Annotated in this window: 27 protein-coding genes; 19 read left to right on the plus strand and 8 right to left on the minus strand. The window is 72.0% G+C overall.

Annotated features, from left to right (window positions below):
* The first annotated feature begins 64 nt into the window (after positions 1 to 64).
* The 9 genes from TR42_RS06535 (at position 65) to TR42_RS06575 (ending at position 11036) form a co-directional block, all read left to right on the plus strand.
* Complete coding sequence (locus TR42_RS06535) at positions 65 to 1726, plus strand: NAD-binding protein (protein WP_161786628.1); 1662 nt, start codon at positions 65 to 67, stop codon at positions 1724 to 1726.
* Positions 1723 to 3636 carry a toll/interleukin-1 receptor domain-containing protein gene (locus tag TR42_RS06540; RefSeq protein ID WP_042214161.1) on the plus strand — a complete coding sequence of 638 codons (1914 nt, stop codon included), beginning with the start codon at positions 1723 to 1725 and terminating at the stop codon, positions 3634 to 3636. The genes TR42_RS06535 and TR42_RS06540 overlap by 4 nt, the downstream gene beginning before the upstream one ends.
* Positions 3633 to 5576, plus strand: coding sequence for a hypothetical protein (locus TR42_RS06545; RefSeq protein WP_042214163.1), 1944 nt, complete (start codon positions 3633 to 3635; stop codon positions 5574 to 5576). Before TR42_RS06540 ends, TR42_RS06545 begins: the two co-directional genes overlap by 4 nt.
* Entirely contained in the window at positions 5573 to 5773 is a 201-nt protein-coding gene (locus TR42_RS14790; RefSeq protein WP_042214164.1) for a hypothetical protein, read from the plus strand. Before TR42_RS06545 ends, TR42_RS14790 begins: the two co-directional genes overlap by 4 nt.
* Positions 5774 to 5808: 35 nt before the next feature.
* On the plus strand, positions 5809 to 6771 hold the full coding sequence (locus TR42_RS06555; RefSeq protein WP_042214166.1) for an alpha/beta fold hydrolase: 963 nt from the start codon (positions 5809 to 5811) through the stop codon (positions 6769 to 6771).
* Between the two features lie 55 nt (positions 6772 to 6826).
* The gene (locus TR42_RS06560) at positions 6827 to 8638 is read left to right on the plus strand and encodes an AMP-dependent synthetase/ligase (protein ID WP_052405706.1); all 1812 of its coding nucleotides are present in this window, start codon (positions 6827 to 6829) and stop codon (positions 8636 to 8638) included.
* A 101-nt stretch (positions 8639 to 8739) separates the two neighbouring features.
* Complete coding sequence (locus TR42_RS06565) at positions 8740 to 9708, plus strand: daunorubicin resistance protein DrrA family ABC transporter ATP-binding protein (protein WP_042214167.1); 969 nt, start codon at positions 8740 to 8742, stop codon at positions 9706 to 9708.
* Complete coding sequence (locus TR42_RS06570; protein ID WP_042214169.1) at positions 9705 to 10547, plus strand: ABC transporter permease; 843 nt, start codon at positions 9705 to 9707, stop codon at positions 10545 to 10547. Before TR42_RS06565 ends, TR42_RS06570 begins: the two co-directional genes overlap by 4 nt.
* A gap of 99 nt (positions 10548 to 10646) precedes the next feature.
* Positions 10647 to 11036, plus strand: coding sequence for a hypothetical protein (locus tag TR42_RS06575; RefSeq protein WP_042214171.1), 390 nt, complete (start codon positions 10647 to 10649; stop codon positions 11034 to 11036).
* A 235-nt stretch (positions 11037 to 11271) separates the two neighbouring features.
* On the opposite strand, the gene TR42_RS06580 is transcribed toward TR42_RS06575, so the two are convergent.
* Together TR42_RS06580 and TR42_RS06585 are read right to left on the minus strand one after the other, a co-directional pair.
* Positions 11272 to 11838, minus strand: coding sequence for a dihydrofolate reductase family protein (locus tag TR42_RS06580; RefSeq protein WP_052405707.1), 567 nt, complete (start codon positions 11836 to 11838; stop codon positions 11272 to 11274).
* Between the two features lie 23 nt (positions 11839 to 11861).
* A complete protein-coding gene (locus TR42_RS06585) occupies positions 11862 to 12392 on the minus strand; it encodes a hypothetical protein (RefSeq protein WP_042214173.1) in 531 nt (176 codons plus the stop codon).
* 106 nt (positions 12393 to 12498) lie between these two features.
* Between TR42_RS06585 and TR42_RS06590 the strand changes: the two genes are divergently transcribed.
* Positions 12499 to 13212: a M50 family metallopeptidase gene (locus tag TR42_RS06590; RefSeq protein ID WP_042214175.1), complete on the plus strand. Its 714-nt coding sequence runs from the start codon at positions 12499 to 12501 to the stop codon at positions 13210 to 13212.
* Here the strand turns inward: TR42_RS06590 and TR42_RS06595 are convergent, their stop codons facing one another.
* Positions 13213 to 13638, minus strand: a complete 426-nt coding sequence (locus tag TR42_RS06595) for a very short patch repair endonuclease (RefSeq protein WP_236623380.1) — start codon at positions 13636 to 13638, stop codon at positions 13213 to 13215.
* A gap of 26 nt (positions 13639 to 13664) precedes the next feature.
* Positions 13665 to 14207, minus strand: a complete 543-nt coding sequence (locus TR42_RS06600) for a hypothetical protein (protein ID WP_052405711.1) — start codon at positions 14205 to 14207, stop codon at positions 13665 to 13667.
* A 54-nt stretch (positions 14208 to 14261) separates the two neighbouring features.
* On the opposite strand from TR42_RS06600, the gene TR42_RS06605 reads away from it, so the two are divergent.
* From TR42_RS06605 to TR42_RS06645, 9 genes are all read left to right on the plus strand, one after another.
* On the plus strand, positions 14262 to 14945 hold the full coding sequence (locus tag TR42_RS06605) for an NADPH-dependent F420 reductase (RefSeq protein ID WP_342341829.1): 684 nt from the start codon (positions 14262 to 14264) through the stop codon (positions 14943 to 14945).
* A 47-nt stretch (positions 14946 to 14992) separates the two neighbouring features.
* Positions 14993 to 15586: a hypothetical protein gene (locus TR42_RS06610; RefSeq protein ID WP_042214178.1), complete on the plus strand. Its 594-nt coding sequence runs from the start codon at positions 14993 to 14995 to the stop codon at positions 15584 to 15586.
* A gap of 133 nt (positions 15587 to 15719) precedes the next feature.
* Positions 15720 to 15983: a three-helix bundle dimerization domain-containing protein gene (locus TR42_RS06615; RefSeq protein WP_042214179.1), complete on the plus strand. Its 264-nt coding sequence runs from the start codon at positions 15720 to 15722 to the stop codon at positions 15981 to 15983.
* 58 nt (positions 15984 to 16041) lie between these two features.
* Positions 16042 to 16920: a hypothetical protein gene (locus TR42_RS06620; protein WP_042214181.1), complete on the plus strand. Its 879-nt coding sequence runs from the start codon at positions 16042 to 16044 to the stop codon at positions 16918 to 16920.
* Positions 16920 to 17267 (plus strand): DUF2568 domain-containing protein, encoded by a 348-nt coding sequence (locus TR42_RS06625; RefSeq protein WP_042214182.1) that lies wholly within the window; start codon positions 16920 to 16922, stop codon positions 17265 to 17267. The genes TR42_RS06620 and TR42_RS06625 overlap by 1 nt, the downstream gene beginning before the upstream one ends.
* 23 nt (positions 17268 to 17290) lie before the next feature.
* The gene (locus tag TR42_RS06630) at positions 17291 to 17497 is read left to right on the plus strand and encodes a hypothetical protein (RefSeq protein ID WP_042214184.1); all 207 of its coding nucleotides are present in this window, start codon (positions 17291 to 17293) and stop codon (positions 17495 to 17497) included.
* 3 nt (positions 17498 to 17500) lie between these two features.
* Positions 17501 to 17872 (plus strand): type II toxin-antitoxin system death-on-curing family toxin, encoded by a 372-nt coding sequence (locus TR42_RS06635; RefSeq protein WP_042214186.1) that lies wholly within the window; start codon positions 17501 to 17503, stop codon positions 17870 to 17872.
* A gap of 9 nt (positions 17873 to 17881) precedes the next feature.
* Positions 17882 to 18997 carry a branched-chain amino acid aminotransferase gene (locus TR42_RS06640; RefSeq protein WP_042214188.1) on the plus strand — a complete coding sequence of 372 codons (1116 nt, stop codon included), beginning with the start codon at positions 17882 to 17884 and terminating at the stop codon, positions 18995 to 18997.
* A gap of 69 nt (positions 18998 to 19066) precedes the next feature.
* The gene (locus tag TR42_RS06645; RefSeq protein ID WP_042214190.1) at positions 19067 to 19606 is read left to right on the plus strand and encodes a M48 family metallopeptidase; all 540 of its coding nucleotides are present in this window, start codon (positions 19067 to 19069) and stop codon (positions 19604 to 19606) included.
* 21 nt (positions 19607 to 19627) lie between these two features.
* On the opposite strand, the gene TR42_RS06650 is transcribed toward TR42_RS06645, so the two are convergent.
* The 4 genes from TR42_RS06650 to TR42_RS06665 form a co-directional block, all read right to left on the minus strand.
* Positions 19628 to 21181 carry a hypothetical protein gene (locus TR42_RS06650; RefSeq protein WP_042214192.1) on the minus strand — a complete coding sequence of 518 codons (1554 nt, stop codon included), beginning with the start codon at positions 21179 to 21181 and terminating at the stop codon, positions 19628 to 19630.
* Positions 21178 to 21690 carry an RNA polymerase sigma factor gene (locus TR42_RS06655; RefSeq protein WP_052405714.1) on the minus strand — a complete coding sequence of 171 codons (513 nt, stop codon included), beginning with the start codon at positions 21688 to 21690 and terminating at the stop codon, positions 21178 to 21180. The genes TR42_RS06650 and TR42_RS06655 overlap by 4 nt, the downstream gene beginning before the upstream one ends.
* Before the next feature lie 87 nt (positions 21691 to 21777).
* Entirely contained in the window at positions 21778 to 23247 is a 1470-nt protein-coding gene (locus TR42_RS06660; protein ID WP_042214194.1) for a hypothetical protein, read from the minus strand.
* Positions 23244 to 23804, minus strand: coding sequence for an RNA polymerase sigma factor (locus TR42_RS06665; RefSeq protein ID WP_052405716.1), 561 nt, complete (start codon positions 23802 to 23804; stop codon positions 23244 to 23246). The genes TR42_RS06660 and TR42_RS06665 overlap by 4 nt, the downstream gene beginning before the upstream one ends.
* Positions 23805 to 24370 lie beyond the last annotated feature (566 nt).

A 24370-nucleotide genomic window follows, 5' to 3' on the forward strand; every position in this document is an offset into this window, starting at 1 on the left:
CCTTCACCCCTCGTATCCGATATGTGAAGATACTCACAGCATCACGCGTAGGGGGGAAGTCGCGATGCGACATCGGTTGTGGGCGCACTGGGACAGGTCCGGCTGGATCGTCATGCTGCTCGCGGTCGCCGCGGTCTACCTTCTGGGGCTCATCGGGCTCACTCGGTACGCGGATCTCGTCGGCGAGGACTGGTCGCTCGGCACCCGGCTCTATCTCGCGCTCACGCTCTTCTTCCTCGAGAACGGAGACGCCGAAGGGGCCGTGCCCTGGGCGCTCGAAGTCGCGCGTTGGCTCGCGCCGCTGGTGCTCGCGACGGCGGCGGTCGGCACCGCGCTGACGCTCGCGAGGCGCCGTGCGGGGGAGTGGTGGTCGCGGTGGTATCGCGGTCACGTGGTGGTGGTCGGCCTGGGCGAGCGCGGGTGGCGGGTGGCGCACAGCGCCCGGAACCGGGGCCGCCGGGTCGTCGTGATCGATGCCGACGCGGAGAGCCCGCGGCTCCGCGACGCGCGCCGGGCGGGCATCCCGGTGGTGCTCGGCTCCGGAGCGGATCCCGAGCGGCTGCGCGCGGCGCGCGTCGACCGGGCGGAGCGGATGATCGTCCTGGTCGGAGACGCAGCCCTCGGCGCCGCGGTCGCCGATGCGCTGGCCGAGGTCGAGGCGAGCGTCGGGGCGATGCACGATGACTTCTGCTGCTTCGTGGAGGTAGGCGACGGTCGGGCCGTCCACGATCTCAACGCGCTCCTCACGGCCACGCGTCGGCCCGGCAGCAGGGAGTTCTTCAGCCTCGAGGGTCGTGCGGGGCCGCTGGTGGTGGACCGGTGGGCCGGCTTCATGGGCGCGACCCACGCGGATCCGGTCGTGGTCGTCGGTGGGACGACCGCTGCGCGATCGGTGACGGCGACCGCGGCGCGCCAGTGGCGTGCGCGGGTCCGCGACGGCTCGACCGCGAGCGGGATGAGCATCCTCTGGATCCGCCCGGAAGGGGTCCCGGCCGGAGGTGTCGTCTCGACCGCGGAGGCCGCGGTCGACTCGCTCGAGGCGCCGCGTGGCGCGCTGCGGACGCGGTTCGCCGACGCGCTCGACGGGCTCGTACGGCCGCCCGGACTGGTGGTGATCGCGCACGACGACGATGCGGAGGCGCTGGAGCTGCTCCTCGCCGCCGATCTGCGCCTGCGTGGCGGAGACACGCGCGTGGTCGCCGTCACCATCACCCGGTCGTTGGTGTCGCTCGTGCGCGACCATCCGCGCATCGAGGTCTTCGACGTGCTCGACGAGCTGTGCTCCGAGGAGGCGATCGCGCGGGGTCAGCTCGACGAGATGGCACGGGCTCTCCACCTCGGCTACCTGCGGCAGCTCGACCGGACCAGAACGCTCGACGAGCGGAGGCTCAAAGCCGCCTACCGGCCGTGGGACCGGTTGTCGCCCGAGTACCGCGCCGATAACTACGCGGCGGCCCGGGACGCGTGGGTGCAGCTCAGGCTGCGCGGCTACGACGTGGTGCCGTTGGGTGCCGTCGCTCCCGTGGTGGAGTCCTTCCCGCCCGACGAGCTCGAGGAGCTCGCGGCCGCCGAGCACGCGCGATGGTTCGCCAAGGAGTTCCCGCAGGCTCCACCGCCGGAGTGGGCCGATGTCACGCCCGAGAACGCCGCCCAGAGCCGTGATCAGATCCGCCGCATGCCCGGCGTGCTGGCCGCGGCCGACCTGCAGATCGCGAGGATCTCATGAGCGAGCAAGCGCAGCCGCAGAGCCGCGGCACCGGGAGGCGCTACGACGTCTTCATCTCGTACTCCCGCAAGGCCGACGGACAGTTCGCGCCGTCGCTCCAACGCGCGCTCGCTCGCTTCGGGCGGCCGTGGCATCGGCGCCGCTCCTTCGAGGTGTTCCGCGACCAGACCGGCCTGTCGGTGAATCCCGATCTGGAAGACTCGATCGTCGCGGCGCTCGACAGCTCGGAGTACTTCGTGCTGCTCGCCTCGCCCATGGCGGCGGGATCGGATTGGGTGGGCAAGGAGATCCGGCACTGCCTGGAGACCAAGGGGCCCGAGCGCCTCATCGTGGTGATCACGGAGGGCGAGGCCGAGTGGGACCACGAGGCGGGGGACTTCACCGCCGATTCCACGGCGATCCACCCGGCGCTGCGCGGCGTCCTCGACGCGGAGCCGTTCCTCGTCGATCTCAAGTGGGCAGAGCGCGCGGCCGACTTGACCAGCGACAACAGCCATTACCGCGCGGACGTCGCGCGCATCGTGTCGCGGGTGACGGGCGAGAGCGTGGACGATGCGATCCGGCGCGACCTCGCTCAGCGTCGGCGCACGCGCGCGATGGTGGGTGCGGCTGTCCTCCTCATGGGGATCGCTGCCGCCGCCGCGGTGGTCGCGGCGCTCGTCGCCCAGGAGAACCAGCGTGTCGCGGCGGCGGAGAGGGATGCCGCGGAGGCGGAGGCGCGCGTGGCGCTCGGGCGCGAGTTCGCGGCGCTCGCCCGCGGGCAGGAGGACTCGCGTGCGGCGCTCGCGCTGGCAGCGGAGGCGTACGCGCTTGCGCCGAGCGCTGAGCCGGCGGGGGCGATGCTCGAGATCGCCGCCCGAGCCGACCATGAGGGCGGCATCGACCTGTCGGCGATCCTTCCGGCGGGCGTCGGCGCCGGCATGGTCCAGGGCTCGTCCGCGACCGGTCGCCTCGTGGTGAGCACCGGCGGCGGCGCGATGGTGATGGACGCCGTGACGGGCGAGACGTGGACCGCGCTCGAGGAGGGGATCGCGCTCTCGCCCGACGGCACGGTCGCGCTGGGGCCGTCGGGCACGGTCGTCCACCTCGAGGACGGAGGAGCCGTGACGGCGGGCGCACAGCTTCCGCCGCCTGTGTCGGAGGTGGCCTTCGCCGAGTCGGCCGGAAGCGCGGCGTATCTGGCCGACGGCCCTGACGGTCCGGATGTCGTGCTCGCGGACCTGGCCTCCGGAGGCGAGCGGCGAGCGCCGCTCGATGCATATGTCGACTTGTGGTGCCCCGAATGCATGGCGATCGACGTCACCGCGGACGCTGAGAGCGTGGCGGTCCGGGTCTCCGGCTCGAGCACGTACGCGGGGGCCGGAGCCACAGTCCTCGCCTTCGCGTCGGCTGCCGATGCGCTGACCGAGGTGATGCGCCGGGAGTCGACCGCGATCGGCACCGCGCGCTTCAACGACGACGACACGGAGCTCTGGGTCCGCGACGGCGCGGAGATCCTGGTCCTCGATCCGCGCACCCTCGAGGAGGAGGGCGACGCGATGCAGATCTCGTCTCCAGGGCCGCTGGTGTTCCTCAGCGACGAGTTCGCACTCACGAGAGCGCTCGCCTGCGAACCGCCGGCGCTGCTCTCGGTGCCGACGATGTCGCGCGTGGCCAGCCTGCCGGTCGACGGTCCGCCGCCCACGGAGGGCGTCGGGTGTCAGAACGAATCCGGCGCCGGGGCCGTGGTCACCGGTCTTGAGGCCGGTCGCTACATCCTGAGCGAGCTCGGGGTCTGGCCCGTGCGTGGCGAGGATCTCGAAGGGTACGTCTGCACGGCGCTCGGCTCCGTGCCGACCTCGGCGGAGTACGAGGCCTGGACCGGGCTGGCCCACACGCCGGTCGCGTGCGGGGCCGAGGGTGCCGCATGACGACGCCGACGATCTACCTCTGCGCCGCCGACGGGCCGGACGCGTCCCTCGCGGATGCCTTCGAGAGCGCTCTTCCGCGCGCGGCGGGCCGTCGCCGGGTGCGGGTGGTGCGCGCCGGGGACCCGGCCGCGCGCGACTGGTTCCTGCTCCTCGCCTCGCCCGAGGCGGCCGCGAGCGAGGCGGTCGAGCGGGCCATCGTCGCGCGCACCACGGCGGTCGGGGTCGCACGTTTCCAGGTCGTGGTGACGGCGGGCACCTGGGACTGGGACGTGAGCCGTGGGTCGCTCGATGCGGCCTCGACGGCGGTGCCGCGAGCGCTGGTGACGGCGTTCCGCACGCCTCCGCGGCACCTCGACTACGGCGCCGACCGCACCCGGCATGTCTCGCTGCGCAACGCGGTCTTCGCCGAGCAGGTCGCGGAGATCGTCGCCCCGGCGATCGGTGTCGCGAAGGACCAGATCTTCGGGGAGGAGGTCCGGGCGCGCAGACGCACGCGATGGCTCACCCGGGCGACGGCGTCGCTCCTGGCAGTGCTCGGGCTTGCCGCCGGTGCGGGCGCGGTGCTGGCGACGGCCGCCGCAGCCGAGGCCGAGCGCGAGCGCGATCGTGCGGTGCTCGAACGTGCCGCGAGCGAGAGCCGTCGGCTCGCGGCGTTGGCGGACCAGGTACGTTCCGAGGACGGTGCGCTCGCGACGTTGCTCGCGATCGAGGCCGGCCGGGCGGCGGAGACCGAGCAGGCCGCCGCCGCGCTGGCGGCCGCGCAGGTCGCCGACAGCTCGGTCGTGCGAACCGAGCGGGCCACGGCGGAGACGCGCCGCCTGCTCGGCCACGACAGCGGCGTCGCGGATATCGACGCGGGGCTCGCGCACGTCGCCACGGTCGATTGGCGCGGCGTGGTCCGCATCTGGCCCTTGGCCGAGGCGGGGAGCCCGGTGGAGGTCGATACCGAGGGCGCCGCCTACGCGATCGCATGGGCGCACGACGGTGAGACCTTGGGCGCCCTCGTCGGAGGTGAGCTGCGGACCTTCGACGCGACCGGCATGCCGCTCGACACGGTGGCGGTGGAGCCGGGCGCGCTCACGCTCGCGTCGTGGGGGCCGACGGGTTTCGTGGCCGCCGGGCAGTCGGTCACGCTGGCCTCCGACGGCGAGGTCTCGGCATCGGGTCTACCGGAGCGCATGCTCCCGGGTGACACGATCCTCTTCGCCCAGGGCAGCGCCGACGGTGCGAGCGTCGTGTTCGGCACCGGCCAGTCGCAGGTGGTAGCGGTCGACGGGAGCCTGGAGGTGCTGTCCTCGTGGAAGTACGAGGTGTCCCGGACCGGGTACCTCGCGACCATGGAGGTTCCGATCACCGTGTTGGCCTCGGACGGCGCGACCCGCGTGATCTTGCCCCCGGACAACGTTCGCGTGGTGATGTCCCATCCGGCGACGAGCGCGGCGGGCGAGTCCACGGGACCGATCGCCGCCGTGGTCGATGTTCAGACCGGGCAGGTCGTCGAGGAGCTGGTCGGTGACGGGTACTTCCCGCTGCCTGCCGGAGCCGCAGGGCTTCTTCCCGACGGAAAGGCGGTCGCGCTGTCGACCGGGGGGCTCGAGGCCGGAGCGTCGCTCGCAGTCTCGGGCTTCGACCTCGACCTGGCCTCCGTCCCGTTCCCGGAGAGCATGCGGATGCTCGAGCTCTCGGATGACGGCACGTGGCTCGTTCTCGCCGGTGGCGACGACGAGGCCTACATGGTGTCGACCGGTGTCGTGCCGGCGTCCGTCGACGAGCAGCCGGACGCGGCCGTCGCCGGTGCCGATCAGGCCTGCGGCGTCGCTGGTCGCAACATGACCGAAGGCGAGTGGCGTCTGTACATGCTCGACGAGCCGTACCGCGCGACGTGCGATGCGTATGCGGCACCGCACATCGAGGCGGATGCGGAGGCCGCGCAGACGTGAAGGGCGCACGCGTCGAAAGCGAGGTCCTCGACTGGCTCCTCGCCGGCGACGTCGCGGTCCGGTACCAGACCCACCGCACGCTGCTCGGCTCGCCCGAGCAGGTACTGGTGCCGGTCCACGCGCTGCACGTGCTCGCGCACTTCGACGGCGAGATCGCGCCCGACGGTGGCGAGGAGCGGCCGAGTGGCGCATCCTGAGGGATAGCCCCCACGCGCTCTCGAGGAGTGGAACGATGACCGCCGTGGTCCCACGCGTCTCCAGACGGGACGATGCCCGCTATCGCGAGGCCGAGCAGGCCGTCTGGGCGCACCACGGCATGACCCCGGTCGAGCGGTGGGTGGACGTCCCCGGCTACGGCATCCGGGTGCGCGCGCTCGAGCACGGGGAGGGGCGCCCGGTGGTGCTGATCCACGGCAACCCGACCGCCGGCAACGTGTTCGTGCCGCTCGTCGCGGCGCTGTCCGGGGTGCGGGCCATCGTGGTCGACCGCCCGGGCTGCGGGCTGAGCGACCCGCTCGACTACTCGGACATGACCCCGGAGGGCCTCCGTTCCGCGGTGGCGGCGTACGTCGAGGCGGTGATCGGCGCGCTCGTCGACGGCCCGGTGGACCTGCTCGGCAACTCGGCCGGGGGAGGGGCGGCGGTCCTCGCCGCCGCGCGGCTTCCGGCGCTGGTGCGCAGCGTCGTGATCGAGGGGGTCCCGGCGATCAGGGGGATGCGACTGCCGCGCGAACTGCGCCTCACCGCGCTCAGCCCGATCGCGCGCCTCGTCGCCGGACACAAGGTCAACGAGGCGGACCTCAGGCGCTCGTTCCGCGCGATGGGTCACGGCTCGCTCATCGACGCGGGCGGACCGCCGCCCGAGGAGCTCGCCTGGCGCATGGCCCTGTCGCGCTACACCGACACGTACTGGCACGAGCTCTCGCTCATCCGGCGCACGGCCACGCTGCGCGGGCTTCGGCCGGAGTGGGTCGCGGGCAAGGAGGAGCTCGAGGCGCTCCGCATGCCGAGCCTGTGGATCGTGGGGGACCTGGACCCGTTCGCGGCGCCCGAACGGGTGCGGGCGTGGGCCGGGCACGCGACGCGCGCGTCGGTGCACGTGATGGAGGGCTCGGGGCACCAGCCGTGGCTCGACGATCCGGACCGCCACGCCCGCATGATCCACCGCTGGTGGGCCGAGCAGGTGATCGTCTGACGTCTGGGCCGTTCGGCTCACACCAACCTACGGTGGCGTAGGTTAGGCTTTCCCCATGCAGAGCAGCATGACGTCCCCCGCCCTTGCCACCGTCGACGACCACCTCCACCTCACCGCGCTCCTGCGCGCGCGTGCCGCAGCGGATCCCGCCGCGCCCTTCGCCGAGGTCAAGGACGGGTCCGACGGCTGGATCCCGGTCTCGCTCGGGGAGTTCGAGGAGCGGGTGCTCACGGTCGCCAAGGGCCTCATCGCCTCCGGCGTCGCCGCGGGCGACCGGGTCGGGATCATGGGCGACACCAGCCTCGAGTGGTCCGTCATGGACTTCGCGGTGCTCGCCGCGGGCGGCGTCACGGTGCCCATCTACCCGTCCTCGTCGGCCAAGCAGTGCCAGTGGATCGTGGACGATGCCGGCCTCGCCTTCGTGGCTGCGCAGACCGAGGACCAGCGCACGATGCTCACCGGGCTCGACAACGCGCCCACCGCGCTCGAGCTCTCGGTGGAGGGTCTCGACGCCGTGGCGGCCGCCGGCGGCGACGTCGACGATGCGACGCTCGCCCAGCGCACCGCCGACGTGGTGCTGGGCGACCTCGCGTCGATCATCTACACCTCCGGCACCACGGGCCGGCCCAAGGGCGCGATGCTCACCCACGGCAACCTCGTCGCCCACTGCGCGAACATCGAGCGCGACCCGCACTTCGGCGCCTTCGTCCAGGGCGACACCCGCGTGCTGCTGTTCCTGCCGCTCGCCCACGTGTTCGCGCGCCTCGCGATGGTGCTCGCGCTGTCCTCGGGCGCCGTGATCGGCTATTCGCCGAGCCACAAGACGCTTGCCGCCGACCTCTCCTCGTTCCGCCCCACGTGGATGCCGCTTGTACCGCGCGTGCTCGAGACCATCTACAACCGCGCGGACGCCGCGCAGACCGGCCTCAAGAAGAAGATCTTCCGCTGGTCCGCGTGGGTGGCGCGCAAGGTGTCGCAGGCGGAGGAGTCGGGCGGCCACGGCATCGTCCTCAAGGTGCAGTACGCGGTCGCGAACGCGCTGGTGCTGAAGAAGATCCGTCACCTGCTCGGCGGACAGCTCGGCTTCGTGCTCGCCGGCGGGGCCAAGCTCACGCCCGGCATCGGCCACTTCTTCCGCGGGCTCGGCGTCACGGTGATGCAGGGCTACGGCCTCACCGAGACCACGGCCGCGCACATGGGCACGCCCTCCACCGGCCAGGTGATGGGCACCGTCGGTCACCCGATCGCCGGCTGCGACATCACGCTCGCGGAGGACGGCGAGATCCTCGCGCGCGGCGTCAACCTCTTCGCCGGCTACTGGAACGCCCCCGAGGCCACGGCCGAGGTGATGCGCGACGGCTGGTTCGCCACGGGCGACCTCGGCGAGATCCAGGACGGCAACCTCACCATCACGGGCCGCAAGAAGGAGATCGTCGTGCTCTCCTCGGGCAAGAACATCCAGCCCGCGGTGCTCGAGGACTCGATCCGTTCGCACCCGGCGATCCAGGACTCGGTGGTGATCGGCGACGGCCGGCACTTCGTCTCCGCGGTCGTCACCCTGGACGGCACGCTGCTGCCCGCATGGCTCAAGGGGCACGACCTCCCCGAGATGACGGTCGAGGAGGCGTCGACCGACGAGCGCGTCCGCGCGCTCATCGGCCGGGCGATCGCGCACGCCAACGAGCACGTGTCCCGCGCCGAGGCGATCCGCGAGTTCCGCATCCTCCCGCGCGAGTTCACCGAGGAGCGCGAGGAGGTCACCGCCTCGCTCAAGGTCCGCCGTGCGGTGGTCATCGAGCACTTCTCCGACGTGATCGAGTCGATCTACGCGCCCGCGGGAGGGCCGTCGCCGGCCAACCGCGCGTAGCGGCACGGGGGCGCCGATGCCCCCAGAAGTGGGTCCTTCACGCTGTCGGAGGTCGGACGTAGCCTGACGGGGTCGCGCCGCGGCGCGGCCTGGAGGTGCCCATGTCCGAGCTCGCGATCGAGACCACCGGTCTCACCAAGGTGTACGGCGACACGCGCGCCGTCGACGGCATCGACCTCCGCATCCCACGCGGGGGAGTGCACGGATTCCTCGGCCCCAACGGAGCGGGGAAGACCACCACGATGCGCATGCTCGCGACCCTGACCAGGCCCGACGGCGGCTGGGCCGAGGTCCTCGGCTACGACGTGCTGCGCCAGTCGGACGAGGTGCGCAGCCGGGTGAGCCTCACGGGTCAGTTCGCGTCCGTGGACGAGGACCTCACGGGCGCGGAGAACCTGCGCCTGCTCGCACGCCTCTACGGCTTCGACGGCAAGGGTGCGCGCCGGAGAGCGGGGGAGCTGCTCGCGGCCTTCGGCCTGGACGATGCGGCGGACAAGCAGGTGAAGAAGTACAGCGGCGGCATGAGGCGCCGCATCGACATCGCGGCGTCGATCGTCGTGACTCCCGAGATCCTGTTCCTCGACGAGCCCACCACCGGTCTGGACCCGCGCAGCCGCAACGAGGTATGGGACATCGTGCGCGCGATGGTCGCCGTCGGGACCACCGTGCTGCTCACCACGCAGTACCTCGACGAGGCGGACCATCTCGCCGACCGCATCTCGGTCATCGATCACGGCAAGGTGATCGCCGAGGGCACCAGCTCCGAGCTCAAGGCCTCGGTGGGATCCGGATCGCTTCACGTGAGGGTGATGCATCGCGCGGACCGCGAGCGCGCCCGAGCGGTGCTCGTGCACCAGCTCGGAGTCGAGGTCTCGGCGGCTCATGACCCGCACCTGCTCGTCGCGGCGCTGGAGGAGCGCGGCCGCGTGACGCGCGCGCTGACCGCGCTCGACGAGGCGGGCATCGAGCTCGCCCAGTTCGCACTCGGCCAGCCGACCCTCGACGAGGTGTTCCTGGCGCTCACCGGCCACGAGGCCGAGCCCGACGAGGAGGAGGGGGAGGCGGCATGACCACCTCGACCCGCGCCGAGTCGCCTGTCGCGCAGGCGGAGGCCATCGCCTCGGTGCTCACGTCATCGTCCCGTCCGCGGCGTCCCAACGCGCTGCAGACCTCGACCATCTTCGGCTGGCGCGCGCTGCTCAAGATCAAGCACGTGCCGGAGCAGCTCTTCGACGTCACCGTCTTCCCGGTGATGATGACGCTGCTGTTCACGTACCTGTTCGGCGGAGCGATCGCGGGCTCGGTCACCGACTACATCGCGTACATCGCACCGGGCGTCCTGGTGCAGTCGGTGCTGTTCATCACCATGTACACGGGATCCACGCTGCGCACCGACATCGACCGCGGGGTCTTCGACCGCTTCCGGTCGCTGCCGATCTGGCGGCCGAGCCCGCTGGTGGGCATGCTGCTCGGCGACGCGGTGCGCTTCCTCGTCGCCTCGCTGCTCACCGCGGCCGTGTGCCTCGCGATCGGCTGGCGTCCCGAGGGGGGAGTGCTCGGCGTGGCCGCGGGCATCGGCCTGCTGCTCATCTTCGCGTTCTCGCTCGGCTGGATCTGGACGTTCCTGTCGCTGATCCTGCGCACGCCCGGAGCGATCATGGGGGTGGCCGGCTTCACGCTCATGCCGCTGCTGTTCGGGTCCAACATCTTCGTCGACCCCGCCACCATGCCGGGCTGGCTGCAGGCGTGGGTCGAGGTCAACCCGGTCTCCGACCTGGTGACGGCCGTCCGCGCGTTCATGAACGGCACCGAGGTGGGCGTCGAGGCGCTCGCGTCGCTCGGGTGGTCCGCGGCGCTGGTGCTCGTCTTCGGCTCGCTGACGATGTGGCGCTATCGCGATCCTCGCTGATCGCATCGTCCCTGGTCCCTTCGGGGGTGCCGCGGGAGTGCCCGGCCGACGGGACCAAAGGTGTCACGGAGTGCCATCCGGATGCCCCAGAATCTTCCGGTGACAATCTCACAGGACATCGAGCCCCGCACCTATTTCCGCACCCTCGAGGCGGCGCTGGCGGACTTCCGCCCGCCGGCCGAGAACGTCGAGATGATCCTCGACACGGTGCGCGGGCTGCGCTACGAGCACGTGTACATCCCCGAGTCGCGCGCGTTCATCGCGCTCGAGCCCGCCGGCGGCGGCAGCCCCCTCGCGTTCATCGCGAGCGGCTACGTCGCGGTGCACCCCGAGGACGGTGACAACTTCTGGGTCGAGCTGCCCGCCCACCAGGCGAGCGCCAAGGGCTTCGCCGCGGTGGCGGAGAAGGTCGAGGAGGCGGTCATCCCGACCTGTGCGACCTGCTTCACCAACCTCCCGTCCACCGGCGCGTGCGACTACTGCGACTGAACGCCGGGTGAACGCGGCGCGCGCGTCGCGTGCGGGAGCGTTCATCGCGGATAATTGAACCGACTCCGAGGTCGGGTGCCCTTTCCTTCCAGTTCCGGGTTCCCGATCTCGGAGTCCTTTCATGTCCGGGCTCCCAGACCCGCGTCCCCTTCGCCGTGCAAGCGTGTACCTTGACGCTCCGTGCACGTTCGAGTGCCGCATCGTGCACTCGCCGTCGAGGTCGGACGTCGCCGCGTCAGAGGACGTCGTACACGAGCGTGACGTGACCGCTCGGCAGGGTGTCGATCTCCGTCGGGCGCAAGTGCCGCGGGTGGCGCAGCCCCGGGGTCGCGGTCCGTCCCTCGCCGATGAGGACGGGGACGATGCGCAGGCGCACCTGGTCGACCAGCTCCGCCTGCAGCAGGGCACCGGCGAGCATGAGACTGCCCCACAGGATGATGTCGCCCGAGTAGCGCTGCTTGAGCCGGCGCACGGTGTCGCGCGGCTCGCCCGGCTCGACGGTGGCGGAGGCGTAGTCGCCCCAGGGAGCGCTCGCCAGGGTGTTGCTGACCACGTGCTTGGGGGCGCCGTTGATGAAGCTCGCGATGGTCTCGTCCATCGCGCTGCGCTCGGGCCAGTACTCCGCGAACATCCCGTACGTGTTCCGGCCCAGGAGGATCGCGTCGCAGCGCGCGACCATCGCGAGCTGGCCCGGATCGTTCGGATCGAAGTCTCCCGGGGCGCGCATGAAGTCGATCTCGCCCTGCGGTCCGGCGGCGAAGCCGTCCGCGGACACGATCTGCTCGACGATCAGCCGGCCCATACCGTCAGGATAGGTCGCGGTCGTCAGGCGGGCGCGGACTGGACGGCGGCCTCGGCGCGGTGCTGCCGCGCCCTCGCCTTCCGCAGGTCGCGCGCCACAATGACGAGCGTCGCGAGCGCCGCCAACGCGGCCAGGCCGTCGCCCGCGTCACCCGGGAATCCCATCCCGATGACGCCGTCGGTGGGCCGCGACGCGATCCATTGGGAGGCCGCGAGCACGGCGATCCACGGGACCATCGCGATGGCGGTGACCCACGCGCACGCCCGCCATACGCGGATGCCCCAGCCGTCGCCGGCCGCCGCACCGTTCCTGCGGGATCGGAGGCGGACGGCCCATCCCGCGATCAGCGCGATCGCGGCGGCGAGCATCACCGGGCCGAGCAGCCAGTTGGCGGCGTAGGGCATCGTGTGCTCGGTGGGGATCGTGGCCGCGGACGGATCGTCCCACGTCTCCAGCTGCTCGAGCGGGGCCAGGCCCACGAACACCGCGCCGAGCGCGGGCACGATGCGCACCGCGAGGGATGCGGCTGCTACCGCCGGCGAGCTCCAGGCCATGTGATCATCGTCGCTGGTGCGAGGGTGTCGCGCTAGCGGCCGCGGGTCACGTTTGGGCCACGGCCTGCGCGGCGTCGGCGCGGTCCGCGACTAGGGTCGAGGCCTCATGAGCAGAGCAGAGTTCTTGGACGCGATCTGGGCGGACGTCACCGCCGTGGTCGAGCCGACGCCGCGGGCCTTGTGGATCTCGCTCGCGGTCGTGGCGGTCAGCGTGGCCGTTCCCTTCCTGTGGCATCTCGCGCGCCACATGGTGACGTTGGTCCACGAGGCCGGCCACGCCGTGGTCGCGACGCTGCTGGGTCGCGAGGTGCGGGGGATCCGGCTCCACGCGGACACCTCGGGGCTCACGACCTCGCGCGGAGATGCCCGGCGGCTCCCGCTCGCGTTCAAGGCGTTCGCGGGCTACCCGGCGCCGGGCGTGGTCGGGCTCGCCGTGGCGTGGGCCGTGGCCGCGGGGCACGGCGTCGCGGTGCTGTGGGTGGCGGTCGCGGTGCTCGTGGCGGTGCTGATGCAGGTGCGGAACGTCTACGGCGTGCTCGTCGTGGTGGTCATGGGTGCGGCGCTCGGGGTCGCGGCGGCAGCGCTGGACGATGAGTGGCGCGTGGGACTCGCGAGCGGGCTGGCCTGGCTGCTCATGGTCGGGGGAGTGCGTGCGGTGGTCGAGCTGCAGACGTCGCGAGGTCGCGGGGCCCGCGGCTCGGACGCCGATGCGCTCGCACGGCTCACCCACGTGCCCGGGGCGGTCTGGGTCGCGCTGTTCTGGCTGACCTCGGCGGCGTGCCTCGCGGCCGGCGCGTGGCTGCTGCTCGGCGCGCTCTGATCAGGCGCGGCGCTCGCGGACCGTCGCGACGATGGTCGCCGCCACCTCCGCGGGTTCCTCGTGCTCCCAGAACCTCAGCACCAGCCAGCCGGCATCCGTGAGCGTGCGCGTGGTCTCGGCGTCGCGCTCGCGGTTCCGTTCGAGCTTGGGCAGCCAGTAGTCGCTGTGCGTGCGCGGGCTGGTCGCGTGCACCGGGCACGAATGCCAGAAGCATCCGTCGATGAACACCGCGACCTTGGTCGGGCCGAAGAGCAGGTCCGCGGTGCGGCGCACGCCCTTGAGCGGGGGAGCCGCGACGCGGTAGCGCAGTCCTGAGGCGTGGACGAGCCTCCGGACTGCGAGCTCGGGCCCGGTGTCGCGCTTCTTGTTGCTCCGCATCGAGCGCGCGACGCCCGGAGACGAGGCCCACGAGGCTTGTGCGTCCACCCCTCGACGGTACGGCTGTGCAGTCCTCAGTAACCGATGAGGAGGATGCCCTCGAAGGGGAGACGCAACCGCTGTGAGGCGTAGATCGCATCGAGCTGGTCTCGCGAGTTGGCGTACGCGCGGAGGGGCCGCGCGCTTGGGTTCGACCGGTACGCCTGCGGCTGCATGAGTACGAGGAATCTGGCGTCGAGGATCAATGCCGTCCGAACTATGTCGCGGTAGTCGGCGTTGTTCGCTGCGCCTCGTCCGGCTTCGACCTCGATCGCAGCGCCGAGGTGGTCGTTGAATGCGTCGATGTCGTAGTTGACTTCGGGGCGACCGTTCTCGCCAAAGAGCACGGTTCGGCGCACTTTCTGATGAGCGCCTTTGCCGCTCTCGACTTCGAAGCCCAGGCCTTCGAGCCCCGGGCGCAGCGCGGCGAGGACCTGGTCCGATGACAGCCCGGTATGGCCCTCAACGGTCGAGATCGTCAGCTCCGCGCGGTTCACCACGTCGACCACCTCGAGCGCCCACTCGGGCGGAATCGAGTTCAGCGGGTAGTGCTTCCAGAGCGGATATGGGATCGACACGGTCGCAGCTTGCCGCAATCATCAAGGAGAAGCTAGTCAGCGTTCGTCCTCGGTATCCGCACCCGCACCCCGACAGGAGCCCCCGCCACTATGACCACCATCGGCATCATCGGCGCCGGCCGCATCGGCTCCAACGTCGCCCGCGCGGCGATCGCCGCCGGCTACGACGTCGTCCTCTCCAACTCCCGGGGCCCCGCGACGCTGGGTTCCCTGATCGAGGACCTCGGCGACCGTGCCAGCGCGGCCGCGCCCGCCGACGCCGCCGAGCGCGGAGACCTGATCCTCATCGCCGTCCCCCTCGGGCGCATCGATCAGATCCCTGCGGAGCAGCTCGAGGGCAAGGTCGTCATGGACGCCAACAACTACTACCCGCAGCGCGACGGCCGCATCGCCTCGCTCGACGACGACACCCGCACCACGTCGCAGCTGCTGCAGGACCTCGTGCCGAGCGCCAGGGTCGTGAAGACCTTCAACAACATCTACGCGCACGAGATCCCCGCCGACGCATCGCCCGCCGGCACCGCGAACCGTCGCGCGCTTCCCATCGCCGGCGACGACCGGGCGGCCAAGGATGCGGTGACCGCCTTCCTCGACGCGATCGGCTTCGACGCTGTCGACGTCGGCCCCCTTGCCGAGTCGTGGCGCGTCGAGCGCGACACCCCGGCGTACGGCAAGCGCACCACGCGCGCCGAGCTCGAGGCGATCCTCCCCACCGTGGAGCGCGTCAAGCAGGTGTGATGCCTGCTGGCTCGATAGAGTGGCGGCGAAGACCTGGGGGTGTCGCGATGGACCTGTCCGCTGGAATCCACAAGCCGATGATCGGTCCTGCCGCCCATCACACGTCGACGGCCCGGGACCCGCGGCTGCCGGAGGTCTCGCCCGGCGGCGACGGCATCGGGGAGCCGGATGCCACCTCGCGTACCTGGGTCATCCCCGTGGCGATGGTGCTGGTGATCGCTCTCGCGATCGGCGGGTGGGCCCTCCTGGGATCGCGCGGGGACGATGCGGCGCGTGCCGCCGCGGCGGCCGACGGCATCGTGATCCTCCCCGCGCACAGCGACGAGGTCACGGTGACCGAGGCGGGGGACGGCTACCGGATCCTCCGCGAGACGGTCGCATCGGACGGCGCCACGGCGGCCGTCGCCTACTTCATCCTGCCGGCGGAGGCCGCGCCGAGCGGGGATGCGTGGACCGCCTTCGAGTGGCCGGGCGTCGAGGCCTATGTGCAGCGCGGCGCGGACGCGCAACTGTTCGTCGAGGCGGGGGCGCAGGACTGGTCCGTCCTGCGCGACCCCACGTTGGGCAACGCGAGCGCACGGGCCGTCGCAGGGGCCTGGGGCGACCTCGTGGACATCGTCGCCTTCGACGCCGGAGCGTAGTCCGCGCGATCGCCGCTGGCAGCGGCCCCGTTCGGCGCACAGGCACCGCGCACGCTGGCCTTCGCATGCCCACGGTGGGAAGATGAACAAGAGGTGAACGAGTCCGCAACGGAGCGGAGGAGCGGAGGGGATCATGACGCTCGCCCCTGCCAACGGGTACGACCGCGAGGCGCACCCCGAGCACGTCGAACGTGCGCTGGTCGATGCGATCGACCATCTCGCTGAGCACTTCCCTGAGTTCGAGCGCGACGAGGTGGCCCGCGTGGTCCGCCACTCGTACGCGTCGCTCAGCCGCCGCGCGCACGTGCACCAGCACCTCGTCACGCTCGCCGAGCATTCCGCCTGGCAGCACCTCCACGACCTGCGCGCCCTGGAGGCCCGCGCCGCCAAGGGATAGTCGCCGACACCGCCCAGGGTCCCTGGTCGGTCGGGGGTGGCTGCCCTAGGGTCGAGGCATGTCCATCGACTGGTCGATCCTGGTGCCGGGCCTGCTCATCGCGGTGGTCGCCGGCGCATCGGTCGGCGGCTACCTGGATCTGTCGCGTCGCGTCACCGACCACTGGATCCGCCGCCGCGCATGGGCGGAGGAGGCGCCGCTCGCCCTCGCGAGCGCGCACGACACCCTCATCCCGCCGCTGGCCAAGGACCCTTCCTCGCTGGTTCCCCCGGAGAGCCTCACCCGCGGGGTCCGCGAGCCCGCCGTCCGCCTCGCGCGGGGCACCGCCCGCCAGAAGGCCGCGGTGCCCGCGATCGACATGGTGCTCGAGATCGACCGCGCGCTCGAGGACCTCGCCGTCCGGGGCCGCGCGCTCGACGGCACGCTCGCCCGCGTGATGGGGGATGCGCCGCAGTCGCTCGAGCATCGTCTGGTGCTGCGCCTCGCGACCCAGGCGGTGCAGAAGGACCCGGTGCCGGGCAACGTCATCCCGCGCATCGAGAACCCCGAGGCGCAGGCGGCCTTCGAGGGCGACCCGGCGCTGGTCGCCGACGTGATCCGCTACCGCCGGGCCCAGCAGCTCCTCCACGAGGCGCGCGACGCCTTCGTCGACCACTGGTGGACGGTCCGCGACCTCCGCCTCGCCGCGGAGACGCGCCTCGCGACCGCCCGTCACGAGCCGGGGGAGAGCGGCCGCCGCGCCGCCCGCGCGGTCGAGCGTGAGCTTGCCCAGGCGATCGAGCTCGACTTCGCACGCAACTGGGCGCGCATCGACCATGGCGTCGCGCTGGCCGATGTGGCCGATGCGACCCCGGCCGCCCCGTCTGCCGCACCGGAGGGGCCGGGGGCTCCGACGTCCGAGGGGCCCGCCGCGCGGCCCGGGCGGATCCAGCTCTGATGCGCTGGCTCGGCGCGGGACTCGTGTTCCTCTCCGAGCTCACGCTTCTGACCGCGCTCGCCTGGTGGCCGGTCGCCGCCATCGGCGGAGCGCTCGGCTGGGTGCTCGCGGTCGTCGCCCCGGTCGCGGTGGCGGCGTTCTGGGGCGTGTTCCTCTCGCCCCGCGCCCGCCGCCCCATCGGCAGCGTGCCCACCCTGGTCGCACGCATGATGCTCCTCACCGCAGGATCCCTGCTGTACGCCTCCCTCGGCGCGGGGATCATGCTGTGGATCCACACGGCGGCGTGGGCGATCGGCACGCCGGTCTCGGTCGCGTGGCCGGTCGACGGGCGTCCCGCGGCGAAGTGATACCGCGGTGATACCATCGCCTCATGGCGATGACACTGCGCACCACCCCCGAGATCGACTCCGTGATCGAGCGGCTCGCGCAGCGCTGGGGTGTCTCGAAGACCGAGGCGATCCTGCGCGCCGTTCAGGAGGCAGACCGCTCGCGCAGTCTCGAGGACGACGCGATGGAGGCCTACGCGCGCGTCTCATCCGAGTATCGGGATGCGATCGACAGGCTCGGTTCGGTGTAGCCGGTGACGCGCGACGTCACGTTCGAGATCGCCGTACGCATCATCGACGCCGAGCGGATCGGGCCCATCCGCGACGCGGGGCTGCTGCAGTCGGCGCTCGCACGTCCTGCCACCACCATCTTCGGGCGGGATGCGTACCCGAGCCTGCCGGAGAAGGCCGCAGCGCTGATGCACTCCGTGTGCGGAAACCACGCGCTGGCCGACGGGAACAAGCGTCTGGCGGCGATCCTCATGCTGGTCTTCGTCGATCTCAACGGCCATCGCGTCATGCTCGACAACGACGGTCTCTTCACGCTGACGATGGCCGTCGCCGACGGCACCCTCGACGACGTCCCCTCGATCGCCGCGCGGCTTCCGCTCGCTCCGCGGGACTAGTCTCGGAACATGGAAACGCAGGCCCCTCCCGCATCGTTCACCGTGATCCCGAACCGCCACCCGGCGTCCGAGGAGGAGCGGTGGCTCGCGATGGAGAACCCGGTCTTCGGGAAGGTCTTCACCGACCACATGGCGCGCGCGACATGGCGTGACGGGGAGGGCTGGGTCGACCGCCGCATCGTCGCCCTCGCCCCGCTGCCTCTGCACCCCGGCGCCGCGGTGCTGCACTACGCGCAGCAGGGATTCGAGGGGCTCAAGGCGTACCGGCACGAGGACGGCTCCATCTGGCTCTTCCGGCCGGAGGCCAACGCCGCGCGTCTCGCGGCCACGTGCCGCCGCATGGCGCTGCCGGAGGTGAGCGAGGAGGACTTCCTCGGCGCGCTCGAGGGCATCGTCTCCGCGGACCGCAACTGGGTCCCGGGCACGCCCGGCGCGAGCCTGTACCTCCGGCCCTTCATCATCGCGACGGAGCCGAGCCTGCTGGTACAGCCCGCGAACGAGGCCGACTTCCTCGTCACCGCCTCGCCCGTGGGGGCGTACCTCTCGACCGCCGGCGACGGCGTGTCCATCTGGGTGTCGCGAGGCTTCCACCGCGCCAACCCCGGCGGCACCGGCGAGGCGAAGACTGCGGGCAACTACGCCGCGAGCATGCTGCCGCAGCGCGAGGCCAAGGAGCACGGCTGCCAGCAGGTGCTCTTCCTCGACGCGCGCGAGGACACGTACGTCGAGGAGCTCGGCGGCATGAACCTCATCGCCGTCCGCGCGGACGGGAGCGTCGTCACTCCCCGCCTCGGCGGCACCATCCTCCCCGGCATCACCCGCGACTCGATCCTCATGCTCCTGCGCGACGAGGGCCGCACCGTCGAGGAGCGCGACATCGCCCTCGCCGAGATCCTCGAGGGCCTCGAGTCGGGGGAGATCGTCGAGCTGTTCGCGTGCGGCACCGCCGCGGTGGTGACCCCGATCGCGCGCCTGGTCTCCGACGACTTCGACGTCGCGGTGCCGCCGCGCGAGGGCGAGTCGGTGGCCGATGCCGTCCTCACCCGGCTCACGGACCTCCAGTACGGCCGCGCCGAGGACCCGCACGGCTGGATGCGCAAGGTGGTCGACGCCCCGGAGGGCTGAGCCGCCCGGCGGACGATGCGCCTGGGGAGAACGCCCGGCGGCGTCGGATCGCGCGCCTACAGTGTTCGCATGTCCGGACCGGTCCCCGCGTACACGCTGACGCGCAAGCGCATGAAGAACCTGCGCATGGTGATCTCGCCGGGCACGGGCGAGGTCCGCGTGAGCGCGCCGATGCGGACGCCGCAGCGCGAGATCGACGCGTGGGTCCGCTCGAAGTCGGCGTGGATCGCGGCGAAGCAGGTCGAGGCCGCCGCGCAGCCGGCGGCGCTCGCGCCCGGACCCGAGGCCGATGCGCTCCGTCGCGAGCTGCGCCCTCTGCTCGCCGCGCTGATCGACGAGTGGGTGCCGCGCATGGGCGTGCCGCACCCCACGTGGCGGATGCGGGTGATGCGGACGCGCTGGGGGAGCTGCAACAAGGTCAAGCGCTCGCTCACCTTCAACGTGGAGCTCGCGCGCAAGGACATCCACCTGGTCGAGTACGTCGTGGTGCACGAGCTCGCGCACCTGATCGAGCCCAACCACGGACCGGGCTTCTACGCCGTCATGGACCGTCACCTTCCCGGCTGGCGCGAGCACCGCGCCGAGCTCAACGGCCGCGCGATCGACTGACCGTCGCGGTGTGCTCCGGCGCTACTCGGGTGCCAGCGACGAGTCGCCCGCGTAGTCGAGCGGTGTCTCGAGCACGAGCACGCGCGACCGGTCCGTGAGGAACGGCACCATCGTCTGGAGCGTGGTCGTTCCTCCGCCGCGGATCGCGCGGACCACGGCGTCGACATCGATGGGCTCGTCGCTGGTGAGCAGCCCGGGGAACAGCGGGTCGTGGCCGTCGATGCTCTCGCCCGCGCGCACGACGCGGTTCATCCGCGTCGTGTCGAGCAGCACGGCGCGCGTCCCGTCCGCCTGCCACGCGCTGGTGCGGGAGACGACCGTGCGCCCGAGCAGCGCGAGGCTCTCGCCGTCGTCCCGGCTGCTCTCCGGTCGCGGCTCGACCACCACCTGCCAGTCCGCGGCCTGGACCGTCATTCCGGAGGCGTTGAGCACCTCCCAGTCCGCGCTCGGCGCGACACCGCGTTGCGTCAGGGTGAGGGAGCCCGCATCGCGCAGCACGACCCGCGGGATCCAGCCGGGTTCGCAGCTCGCCTCGACCCAGGTGTAGGGCCGGGAGGCGTCCGAGGAGGCGCGGGCCCGGAGGTGCTCGGGCACCTCGCACAGCAGCACGGCCTGCGCGCCGGTGCGCACCTCGCCGGGGCTGCGCGACGTGAAGCCCGCGACCAGCGCATCGGCCGTCGCGCCGGGACCCGCATCGGCGAGCGTGGTCTCGGTCTCGAGGAACAGCTCACGCGTCGTCGAGAGGCCGAAGGGTTGGCTGCGGATCTGGATGCCCAGGGTCGGCTCGGCGCCGGCGGCGATGTCCCAGACGGGATCGCGTCGGGCACCGGCGGAGGGCATGGTCGCCTCGAAGACGGTGGTGCCGCGCACGAGTCCTCCGGGAGCGACCTCGACCGGGCGTGCGCCTCCCGAGAGCGCGGCGAAGCGCTGCGTGTTCGAGGCCCACAGCGACGTGCCGGCGTACTGGTGGTCTCCGAACCGATGGTCCGTCGCGACCTGGTCGGGATCGGTGGTGAGGGAGATGAGCACTCCGGCGGTGTCGAGCTCGAGGGGAGCCGCACCGGTGTTGCGCACGGCCCATGCGACCGTGACGATCGCGTGGCCGCCCCCGACGGAGACACGGACGTCGGTGGCGTCCGTCGCGACCTCGATCAGCGGCCCGTCCGCCGCCCATCCCGCCGAGCAGGCCTTCTCGATCACGCCGACGTCCTCCGCCGACGACCACGGGTTGCGGCCCTCGCGGACGGAGCACAGCACCGCCGCCTGCGCGGCGCGCGCCGGATCCACGCCGCGGGCGCGCTCGACGACGGTGCCGATGAGATCCTCGGCGTACAGCGTCGGCGCGGGTGGCGCGGCGACGGGGGAGGGCGGTTCGGCGCCGAGGTCCATCGTGCGCAGGGCGAGCGCCGCCGCGACCACCAGCGCGAGGCCTCCCGCGCCCCAGATCAGCAGGCGCATCCGCCGTCCGCGCAGCGCTCGCCGGCGCGCACGTTCGGTGACGGCATCGACGTCGTCCGAGGCGGGTCTGTGGTCCGCCTCCGCCTCGAGCGCCTGGGCGAGGGGGCCGGGAGTCATGCCGCGCCGATCACGACGACGTCCTGCGCGAGCGTTCCTCCCTCGAGCGCATCGCGTACCGACAGGCGCAGCTCCGGGTGCGTGTCCGAGAGGGACTCGACCGCGCGGGTGAGCGCATCCTCCACTGCATGCGTCGCCAGCCCGGTCTCATGCGCGATCGCCGGGACCGCGAGCCCGTCGACGTACCGCATCGCCAGTAGCGCGCGCTCGCGGACCGGAAGCGTGCGCAGATCGGCCGGCAAGTCGTCGTCCTCGTCTGCCGCCTCAGAGGTGGGTGCCGACGGGGTCGGGTGGGCGCGGACAGCGGCCCGTCGCATCGCATGCTGGAGCAGCGTCCAGGCCTCGTCGACCGTCCGCGGGTAGGCCCGACGGCCGAAGACCGCCGCCAGCGCATCCTCCACGACCGCCGCGGCGATCGCATCGTCCCCGGTCAGGGTGTGCGCGTAGGCGAACAGCTCGGCGGCGCGCGCATGCGTCGTCGCCTCGAGCACCCGTTCCCAGTGGCTCACTCCGCGGCTCCCTTGACGACTCCTCGATCCTCCCACCGCGAGGTGCGGCGCGCATCGTGAGACGTCGTCAGGCAGATCGCGCCGTCGTCATCCCGAAGTGGCGGCGTCTCCGTTCCACGGCATCTCGAGGAAGAGCTCGCTCGCGCCGACGGTGTCGTCGATGGCGGCGACCCTGATCTGCAGGGTGAGCCGGACGGTCGCGAGGTCGCCGAGCTCCGCCGCGGAGACCTCCGCCTCACCGGAGATCAGCTGACCAGGCAGCACGGTCTCGATCGCGCTCGCGCGCCTCACCACCGCATGGCGCTCGGTGTCGGAGGTCCAGAGGCTGGTGGCGAAGATCGCGCCATCGCCGGTGAAGGTGATGCTGCCGTTGTTCAGCGGTTCGCGTTCGATCGGCTGCTCGAACGCGAGGGTGACCGCGCCGGTGTCGACCGCGACCGGCAGCGCGCCGGAGCTCCTCGCGGACCACCGCACCCTCACCGTGTCGTGAACCTCGTCGAGGTCGAACGTGGCCTCGGTCACGGTCATGAGCGGGGCCTCGTCCGTGAGCCACACGGCATCGCAGACCGGGTTGAACGCATCCTGGCCGTCGAGATCGCCGTCGGTGCGCGGATTGGGCCGCGACGCGAGCGCGCAGTCGAGGCCCGCCTGCGCGGACCCGCGGTCGTAGTCCTCCCGATGGCGGGCGACCGCGTCCTCCCGCAGGCCCTCGGCAGTCAGCACCGCGTTCGAGGCGGCCGCACCGTCGCCGGACGCGGTCACGGGAGTCGAGCCGACGTTCGCGAGCAGCCACAGCTCCCGGGCGTCGGCAGCGTCCGAGAACGGGACGCGCACCAGCGTGCTCAGGTCGATCGCCGTACCGGGCGTCACCGCCGAGCTGGAACCGAGCGCCACCTCGGTGAAGCCCTGCTCCGTGGCGCCTGCCGCGAGGACCGTGGCGTGGCCGTCATCGACGAAGCCGAGTCCTTCCAGGGCCGCCGCAGCGGTCTCGGTGATGTCCCACGTCGGCTCGATCAGCGGCAGGGTCGCCCACGCGACGACCATGAGACCCGCCTCGGAGACGTTGGTGAAGCCCCATTCGACCTCCGCCGCGCCCGTCGCGCCGGAGACCCGCACCGCGGTGGCGGCGGGGTCGATCTCGAGCATCCACGTCTGGCCGATCCAGACCTGCGCGCACGCGCGCGGCGCGGCGGGCTCGCAGAGCCAGGCGATCTGCGCCGCGGCGTGCGGCGAGGTGGTCGACTCACGCAGCAGGTCCTCGGCCGTCAGCGCCTCACCGGAGATGTCGGTGGCGACTGTCGACTGCGTCGCGGACGTGGTCGGCTCGGGCGAGGCCGTGGCCGGCGCCACCGTGGGCCGACCGCCGGTCGCGATAGCGACGGTCGTCACCGCGCCCACCGCGATCGCCGCGAGTCCCGCGGTGCCGAGGGCACGGGTGGCCCGCGCGCGACGCACACGCGCCCGCGCCGGCGCCACCAGCTCCTCGGCGCGCTCCGAGTACATCGCGCGACCCTCGGCGGCACGCCTCTGCATCGCTTCCTCGAGCTCGTTGCTCATCGTGCGCCTCCCCTCGTCGTGATGACCACCGTGTGGTCGCTGCCGCCGTCGACGGCGTCGTCGGGATCCAGACCGAAGTCTCCGTGGGTCCTTCGCAGGGTCGTCAGCCCGTCGTACAGGTACCGACGTACCGCGCCGGGGGCGATGCCCAGCTCGGCACCGATCGCCGTGGCGTTGAGGCCGTCGAGGTAGCGCATGACCAGGCACGTGCGCTCGCGAGGGGGTAGAGAGGTGACGGCATCCATGAGCGCGTCGAGGGTGGCCGCGGAGTCGGCGGGATCGGGGCTGACGCGTACTGCGTCCCGATCGTCTCGTTGCGGCCGCACCTGAGCGCGCCGGTGGGCGTCGATCACCGCGGTCTGCATCGCGCGCTTCACATACGCGTGTGCAGCGTCCACGCCTTGCGGCGCGCCTCGCCTGCGGAAGGCTCGCACCAGCGCCTCCTGCACGAGGTCCTGTGCGCCGTCCACGTCACCGGTCAGCACGTAGGCGTACGCGTACAAGGCGCCGCCCCGTTCCCGCACCACGGCCTCGAGCGTGTCCCCCCAGCTGTTCACGCCGCTCCTTTCGTCGCTGCTGAGAACGCATCCTTGCGTGCAAGTGTTGGGAGCGGCGCGGAGAAACGCGTGCGTAGGGCCAGGAAGAGCTGCCCGCCCCCGCATCGGAGCACGATGCGGCGGCCGTGCCGGCAGGAGAACGTCCGATCCAGATCGGCGGACCGAGCTGTGCTTCGGGCGGCAGAACTGTCGCGCGCGGGGCCGCGAGGTCGGTTCACGGGCTTGATTCGCTGCCCGCCGAGCGGCTCCGCCGGTGCGAGCGCTCGGGCCCTCCGGAGGATGCCCGCGACGTACCTGGTGTCACCAAGTTATGGCCGATCTGGTTGGACAACGCTGAAACATGTGTGTAACTTATTCCGAGTTGCCAGCGAGCAGCCCGGAAGGGCGAGACGCGGTGACAGAGGGTCCATCGGACGCCTGGAGAGCGGTCAGCGAACCGGTCAAAAGGATGTAAGATGGAAACCCGCTCGGAACGACGAGCTCACACCGAAAGCCGCGAGGCGATTGGACAAGGAGCCGCGAACCGAGTAACATGAAGAGGTTGCCCCGAGCGAGATCCTGCGAAT

The organism is Demequina mangrovi (assembly GCF_000759715.1).
GTDB classification, from domain to species: Bacteria; Actinomycetota; Actinomycetes; order Actinomycetales; family Demequinaceae; genus Demequina; species Demequina mangrovi.

Excerpts from the sequence above, each read along its gene's own strand:
- TR42_RS06535 (WP_161786628.1), top strand. The coding sequence starts at position 65 with ATGCGACATCGGTTGTGGGCGCACTGGGACAGGTCCGGCTGGATCGTC.
- TR42_RS06540 (WP_042214161.1), top strand. The coding sequence starts at position 1,723 with ATGAGCGAGCAAGCGCAGCCGCAGAGCCGCGGCACCGGGAGGCGCTAC.
- TR42_RS06545 (WP_042214163.1), top strand. The coding sequence starts at position 3,633 with ATGACGACGCCGACGATCTACCTCTGCGCCGCCGACGGGCCGGACGCG.
- TR42_RS06555 (WP_042214166.1), top strand. The coding sequence starts at position 5,809 with ATGACCGCCGTGGTCCCACGCGTCTCCAGACGGGACGATGCCCGCTAT.
- TR42_RS06560 (WP_052405706.1), top strand. The coding sequence starts at position 6,827 with ATGCAGAGCAGCATGACGTCCCCCGCCCTTGCCACCGTCGACGACCAC.
- TR42_RS06565 (WP_042214167.1), top strand. The coding sequence starts at position 8,740 with ATGTCCGAGCTCGCGATCGAGACCACCGGTCTCACCAAGGTGTACGGC.
- TR42_RS06570 (WP_042214169.1), top strand. The coding sequence starts at position 9,705 with ATGACCACCTCGACCCGCGCCGAGTCGCCTGTCGCGCAGGCGGAGGCC.
- TR42_RS06580 (WP_052405707.1), bottom strand. The coding sequence starts at position 11,838 with ATGGGCCGGCTGATCGTCGAGCAGATCGTGTCCGCGGACGGCTTCGCC.
- TR42_RS06585 (WP_042214173.1), bottom strand. The coding sequence starts at position 12,392 with ATGGCCTGGAGCTCGCCGGCGGTAGCAGCCGCATCCCTCGCGGTGCGC.
- TR42_RS06590 (WP_042214175.1), top strand. The coding sequence starts at position 12,499 with ATGAGCAGAGCAGAGTTCTTGGACGCGATCTGGGCGGACGTCACCGCC.
- TR42_RS06610 (WP_042214178.1), top strand. The coding sequence starts at position 14,993 with ATGGACCTGTCCGCTGGAATCCACAAGCCGATGATCGGTCCTGCCGCC.
- TR42_RS06615 (WP_042214179.1), top strand. The coding sequence starts at position 15,720 with ATGACGCTCGCCCCTGCCAACGGGTACGACCGCGAGGCGCACCCCGAG.
- TR42_RS06620 (WP_042214181.1), top strand. The coding sequence starts at position 16,042 with ATGTCCATCGACTGGTCGATCCTGGTGCCGGGCCTGCTCATCGCGGTG.
- TR42_RS06625 (WP_042214182.1), top strand. The coding sequence starts at position 16,920 with ATGCGCTGGCTCGGCGCGGGACTCGTGTTCCTCTCCGAGCTCACGCTT.
- TR42_RS06630 (WP_042214184.1), top strand. The coding sequence starts at position 17,291 with ATGGCGATGACACTGCGCACCACCCCCGAGATCGACTCCGTGATCGAG.
- TR42_RS06640 (WP_042214188.1), top strand. The coding sequence starts at position 17,882 with ATGGAAACGCAGGCCCCTCCCGCATCGTTCACCGTGATCCCGAACCGC.
- TR42_RS06645 (WP_042214190.1), top strand. The coding sequence starts at position 19,067 with ATGTCCGGACCGGTCCCCGCGTACACGCTGACGCGCAAGCGCATGAAG.
- TR42_RS06650 (WP_042214192.1), bottom strand. The coding sequence starts at position 21,181 with ATGACTCCCGGCCCCCTCGCCCAGGCGCTCGAGGCGGAGGCGGACCAC.
- TR42_RS06660 (WP_042214194.1), bottom strand. The coding sequence starts at position 23,247 with ATGAGCAACGAGCTCGAGGAAGCGATGCAGAGGCGTGCCGCCGAGGGT.